Source organism: Mycobacterium sp. NGS17, from assembly GCF_059813205.1.
This window is the reverse complement of the sequence record NZ_JCALED010000012.1, coordinates 124,675-130,675: the sequence shown is the minus strand read 5'-3', so window position 1 is coordinate 130,675 and position 6,001 is coordinate 124,675. Positions and strand designations below refer to the sequence as shown.

General features: G+C 67.3%; 2 protein-coding genes. Both read right to left on the bottom strand.

Features of this window, described 5'->3' with window-relative positions; all coding sequences use genetic code 11:
• Positions 1–5,603 (bottom strand): amino acid adenylation domain-containing protein (locus AC5Y7E_RS22430; RefSeq protein WP_499950803.1); only part of this gene is annotated, 5,603 nt, incomplete at its 3' end.
• Positions 5,600–5,830: an MbtH family protein gene (locus AC5Y7E_RS22425; RefSeq protein WP_499921599.1), complete on the bottom strand. Its 231-nt coding sequence runs from the start codon at positions 5,828–5,830 to the stop codon at positions 5,600–5,602. The genes AC5Y7E_RS22430 and AC5Y7E_RS22425, both read right to left, overlap by 4 nt.
• Positions 5,831–6,001: the final 171 nt, after the last annotated feature.

Here is a 6,001-nt window from a genome sequence, read left to right as displayed (position 1 = left end):
CGAAATTCCACGGTCCCGCCGATTCCGTCGGGCTCATCGGCCTCGGTCCAGCGTTCGGACAGGGTGAACGTGAGGTCCATTCGGGCCGTGTGCGTGTCCACCGGCATCGGAGTGACCCGCAGATCGCCCAGAGCCAACCCGGCGGCGGGGTAACCATCCTTTCCGGCGAAGTTCTGCCACGCCAGCAGCACTTGCACAAGCGGGTGATGGGTCAGGCTCCGGCTGGGGTTGAGCCGATCCACCAACGCCTCGAAGGGCACGTCTTGGTGCTCGTAGGCGGCAAGGCTGCGGTGTTGCACCTGGGCCAGCACGTCGGCGACGGTGGGATCTCCGGCGAGCTCCACCCGCAGCACCAGTGTGTTGACGAAGAACCCGACCAGCCCATCCAGCGCGGGATCGCGGCGCCCTGCGACGGGGAACCCGATGGGCACATCACTGCCGGCGCCGAGCTTGGACAGCAGCACCGCGAGGGCGGCCTGCACCACCATGAAACTGCTGGCTTTGTGCTCGCGGGCCAGCCGAGCTATCCGCACCTGGAGTTCGGCCGGCCAGTCCACCTCCACGGTGGCGCCGCGGTAGTCGGCGACCGGCGGGTAGGGCCGATCGGCGGGCAATTGCAGGCGCTCGGGCATCCCGGCCAGATGTTGCTCCCAGTAAGCCAACTCGGCGGCGATCCGGCTGTCGCTGTCGTCGAGGTCGCCCAGCTGCTCGCGCTGCCACAACGTGTAATCGACGTACTGCACGGGCAAATCGGTCCAGCCCGGTTTCTGCCCAACCGATCGGGCGCCGTACGCCACACCGATGTCTGCGGCCAGCACGCTTAACGACCACCCGTCGGCGGCGGAATGGTGCACCACGGCCACCAAGACGTGTTCTTCGTCGCCGAGGCGGAAAAGCCTTGCCCGCAAGGGAATTTCGTTCGCCAGATCAAACTTGTGGCCCGCCGCCGCGGCAATGGCCTCTTCCAGCCCCTCGCCCGACCAGCCGGCAGCATCGGTGATCTGCCAACCAAAGTCCGCCCGCTCGGCGGGCAGCACAACCTGTTGGGGCACGCCATCAGTCGCCGCAAGCAGAGTGCGCAGGCTCTCATGGCGGCCCACCACGTCGGCCAGCGCCACGCCCAACGCCTCGGTATCGAGGCGCCCCTCCAGCCGCAACGCCATCGCCATGTTGTAAACGGGCGACGGCCCCTCGAGTTGATCGATGAACCACAACCGGCGCTGAGCAAACGACAACGGCACCAGCGCAGGCCGCTGCCGCGTGGCCAAAGCTGCACCGGCGTGTTTTCCGGCATGCGCGCTGATCCATTCGGCCAACCCGGCCACGGTCGGTGCGTCGAACACCGCCCGGATCGGGACGTCGACACCACGTTCGGCGCGCACGCGCGCCACCAGCCGTGCCGCCGACAGGGAATGCCCACCCAGGTCGAAAAACGACTCGTCGATGCCGACCTGCGTCACCCCGAGCACCTCGCTGAACAGGCCGGCCAGCACCAGCTCTCGGCCATCACGCGGTGCCCGGTAGGCGACCGCAGTGACGAACTCCGGGGCCGGCAACGCCCGCCTGTCCAGCTTCCCGTTGGCCGTCAACGGCAGCGATTCGACCACCATGATCGCCGCCGGGACCATGAACTCCGGCAACCGGCCGGCCACATAGCCACGCAGCTCCGCGGCCCGTTCAATCGCGGCGGGATCGTTGACATGCCCACTCAACGAACCCACCGGGGTAGCCGGCAGGTACACATCCGACCAGACCGCGTCGGTGGCGCGGGTGAAGATCACATCCATCGACCCCGCTATCGGTGACCAAGTCACCGCGGTCGCGTATCCCAGTTGCCGGCCCAGCAGGTGACATTGGTGCGGCGACAACGCATCCGGAGTGGATAGCCCGGCGCGCACCGCGCTGACCGCCACGCGCTCGTCGGCGCCGGCCAACGCCGCGGCCAGGGCCACATCGGACCAGATTCCCGCGTGCGGCACCCCGCTCACCCGCAACCCCGGCAACTGCTGGGAGCGCAGAAACTCCCCCAGCACCGACACGCTGCCGAACCGCTCCCACTGCTGCGACGCCAGATCCGCCAGCGAGTGCGCCGCCACCGGCGCCTTGCGCAACACCACCTCATAGCGGTAGCCGCTCAGCTCGTTGGCCGCCCGCATCTGCTTGAGCCGCACATCCACCGCACCGATCTCGGGCACATACTGCGGCAACCCGGCGAAGAATTCGGGCGCCAGCAACAGTTCCTGGTCGGCCAGCATCTCGCGGCGCACCCGCTCACGCACCATCGCCGCGGTGTCCTCACCAACGGTCGTGTCGGCGCACACCACCCCGGTGGTAAACGCCCGCAACAGCGACAGGTTGCGCACGTCGCCGATGAACACCGCGCCGCCCGGTGCCAGCAGGCGCATCGCCAGCGCCAGCACATCCATCAGATAGCCCGCGCTCGGGAAGTACTGCACCACCGAGTTGAGCACGACTACGTCGAAGTGCCCCTGCGGCAACCCCTCTGCCACATCGGCGGGCTGCACCCGCAACCGCACGCGATCAGCCCACGACTGCGAAGCCACCGCCGCTTGCAAACTCCGGATGCTCGGCGCGGAGAAGTCCGTACCCCAATACTCGTCACATTCCGGGGCGAGCTGGGCCAGCAACAGCCCCGAACCCACCCCGATCTCCAACACCCGGTGGGGATGCAACCCGCGGATCCGGTCCACCGCGGCCGCGCGCCAGTCGCGCATGTGCTCCAGCGGAATCGGCGCGCCGGTATAGCTGCTGACCCAGCCCCCGAAATCGTCGCCCAACTCCGCCGGCGCGCCGGACGAATACAGACCCTCGTACACGCCGGACCACTGCTGGACGAGCTGCTTTTCGCGCTCTGGCTCGCGGACCAGCATCATCTGCTGATCCGGCACCACATAGCCCACCAATTGCTCGCCACCCGCGCCATCCGCACGGGCGATCACCGCCGCCTGCGCCACCCGCGGATGGCCGGCCAACGCCGCCTGGACTTCGCCGAGTTCGATGCGGTACCCGCGGACCTTGACCTGCTCGTCGGCGCGCCCCAGATACTGCAGCTGTCCGTCGGCGCCCCAACACACCAGGTCCCCGGTGCGGTACATCCGCGTCCCCGCCGGACCGAATGGGCATGCCACAAACCGCGCCGCCGTCAGCCCGGCCCGGCGCAGGTACCCGCAAGCCACGCCCTCGCCCGCCACATACAGCTCGCCGACCACGCCCGCCGGCACCGGCCGCAGCCACCCGTCGAGCACCATCAGAGCCGCCCCGGGCACCGGCGAGCCGATGGGCGCACCCAGTCCCGCCCGCAGCGGCGCACTCGTCGCCGCGTACACCGTGGTCTCGGTCGGGCCGTAGGCGTTGATCATCACCCGGCCGGGCGCCCAGCGGTCCACCACATCGGCCGGGCAGGCCTCACCGGCCACGATCAACGCCGTCGACTCCAGCCCGTCGGGCGACAATGCCGCGACCGCGGAGGGGGTCTGGCACAGGACGCTGACATGTTCGGCGACCAGTAACGCGCGCAAGTCATCCGGGGACCCGACCACCTCTTCGGGCACCACCACCAACCGCCCGCCGCGCAACAGCGCGCCCCAGATCTCCCACACCGAGACGTCGAAGGCCAGCGAATGCCACTGCGACCAGACGCCTTCGCGGGGCGATCCGGCATCCAGCGTTGCGACCAGCTGGGTCACGCTGCGGTGAGTGACCGCCACACCCTTGGGGACGCCGGTCGTGCCCGAGGTGTAGATGAGGTGGGCGATGTCGTCGGGGGCCGGTCCGGGTAACGCGCGGCTGGGTTGGCTCGCAACGGCGGGGTCGTCGACATCGATGACCGGCAGCGCGTACCCGTCTAAGCGGGCTCGCAGCCCGGGTGCTGCGATCGCCGCAACCGGCGCGGCGTCGGCGAGCATGAACTCGATGCGGGCCTCCGGAAGCGCGGGGTCGACCGGCAGATACGCCGCCCCGGTCTTGAGCACCGCCGCGAGACCGACGATCGCCTCGGCCGATCGCGAAAACAACAGCGCGACATACTCACCCGGTTGCGCGCCTTGAGCGCGCAGCAGGTGGGCCAACCGGTTCGCGGTCTCGTCGAATTCGCGGTACGTCCACGAATGCTCCCCGCATGTCAGCGCCACCGCGTCGGGGGTACGCGCCACCTGCGCGGCGAATAACTGCGGAATCGACGCCGGTGCGCTCGTCGGGTTGGTCAGCACCGCCCGGTTGCCGAAGGCATCCAACTCGGCGTGCTCACCGCCGGTCAGGACGTCTATTGACGACAACGACCGCCCAGGGTCGGCGATCATCGCCGCCAGCACGCGTTCCAGCCGCCGCGCCAAATCGTCGACATCGGAATTCGTAAACAGATGCCCAGCGCCCGCGGTGCTCAGGAAAAGCTGATCGCCGTCCCTGGTAAACAGCAGCCCGAACTGATCCACGAGGCCGGAATTGGTCAGAGTCGCCGATGCCGGGGAGCCGGCGAGATCGGACATATAGGTGGGCGGGATGAAATTGACGATCACCCGGTTCGGCGTCCGCCCGGAGTCGCGGGAACGGGCGGCCAGCTCCATCGCATGCACCGGGAATCGCTGATGCCGCAACGCCTCTCCCATTCGGGTGCCGACGTGTTCGCAGAAGCTGGCGACCGTCGCGCCCGGCGAAGCCCTGAACACCAGCGGGACCACGCCGGAAACCATCCCGGGCACCAGTCGTGTTTCCGGACGCACCCGCCGGTTTACCGGAAGGTCGAGCACGACGTCTGTGCTTTCCGCGTCATATCCGCGCACGAGCAACGCACACGCCGCCGTGATCACCGCCGAGCGGCGAACCCCCAACTTCTGGGAGAACTCACGAATCCCGGATACGACGACGGGATCCAGTTCAACGGGTGCCGAACACCCATCCGAATCAGTCCCGTCTCCGGCATGCGTTGACCGATAACGCACTTCGGTTTCCGGCGGCAGGTTTTCAGTCCAATACGCCTGATCGTCGAGATATTCAGCCGACGCCTCGTACTCGAGTTCGGCGTCGATCAGATCGCGCAACGTGCCGAAGAATGCGGGAGGAATCTGTTGTCCCGAAGCAATTGCGTTGTAAACAGCCGCAATACGATGGCAGAAAAGGCCCAGGCCCAGCCCATCCGCCACGATGTGATGGCAGCACGCAAAGAAATAGAATTCGTCTGACCGGGTCTGCAACAACGCGAACTTGAACAGCGGGCCGCTGAACGGCATCAACGTGCCCTGGATTGAAGCCGCCAACCGATACGCGTCCTGTGCGGGATCCTGCGATCCCACCAGGTCGTAGCGAGCGAGCTCGACGTCCGGATAATCGACGACCCTCTGGAAAACGTGGCCATCCACCTGGAAAACGGAAACCCTGAACGATTCGGCCTCGCGCACCACTTGGCGAACCGCCGACTCGAACAGACGGGCGTCGACCGGACCCGCGATTCGCACCAGCACGCCCAGTTGCCACTTGGCGCCGAACCGACCCGTTTCCTCGGCCAGCCAGATGTCGCGTTGTCCCCGCGTGAGCGGAAATACCCGACTGCTTAGTTCCCCCGAAGTCCCCGACTCCGGCCGGGTCACCTGTTAGAAGACCGCGTTGCTAACAGCCGCTCGCGCAGATTCGTCGGCCGTATATCAGTCCAGTTGAGTTCGATGCGGCCGACGCGAGCGATCCGGTCCGATTTGCCGTGAGCCGTCCCCCAGCCGGCCGGCACATCGGCGAAGGTCGGCCACAGGCCGTGTTGCTCCTCGCCATCGACCAAGACCCGAAACCTGCCATCGTCATCGTCAAGCGGATTGAGACTCACCACTTCTCCCAGATCTCCCGAACATCTAGTCGACATGAGTGGAACAAGATGACTACCCTACTTGAGTCCAATAGCGGGTCAACAAGGGGGGTGACCGGGGGTCATCGTGTGATGTCGATCACACCGGAAACCCTGGCCCGCGCGGCCCAAGCCTCGCCTCGGACGACCAGT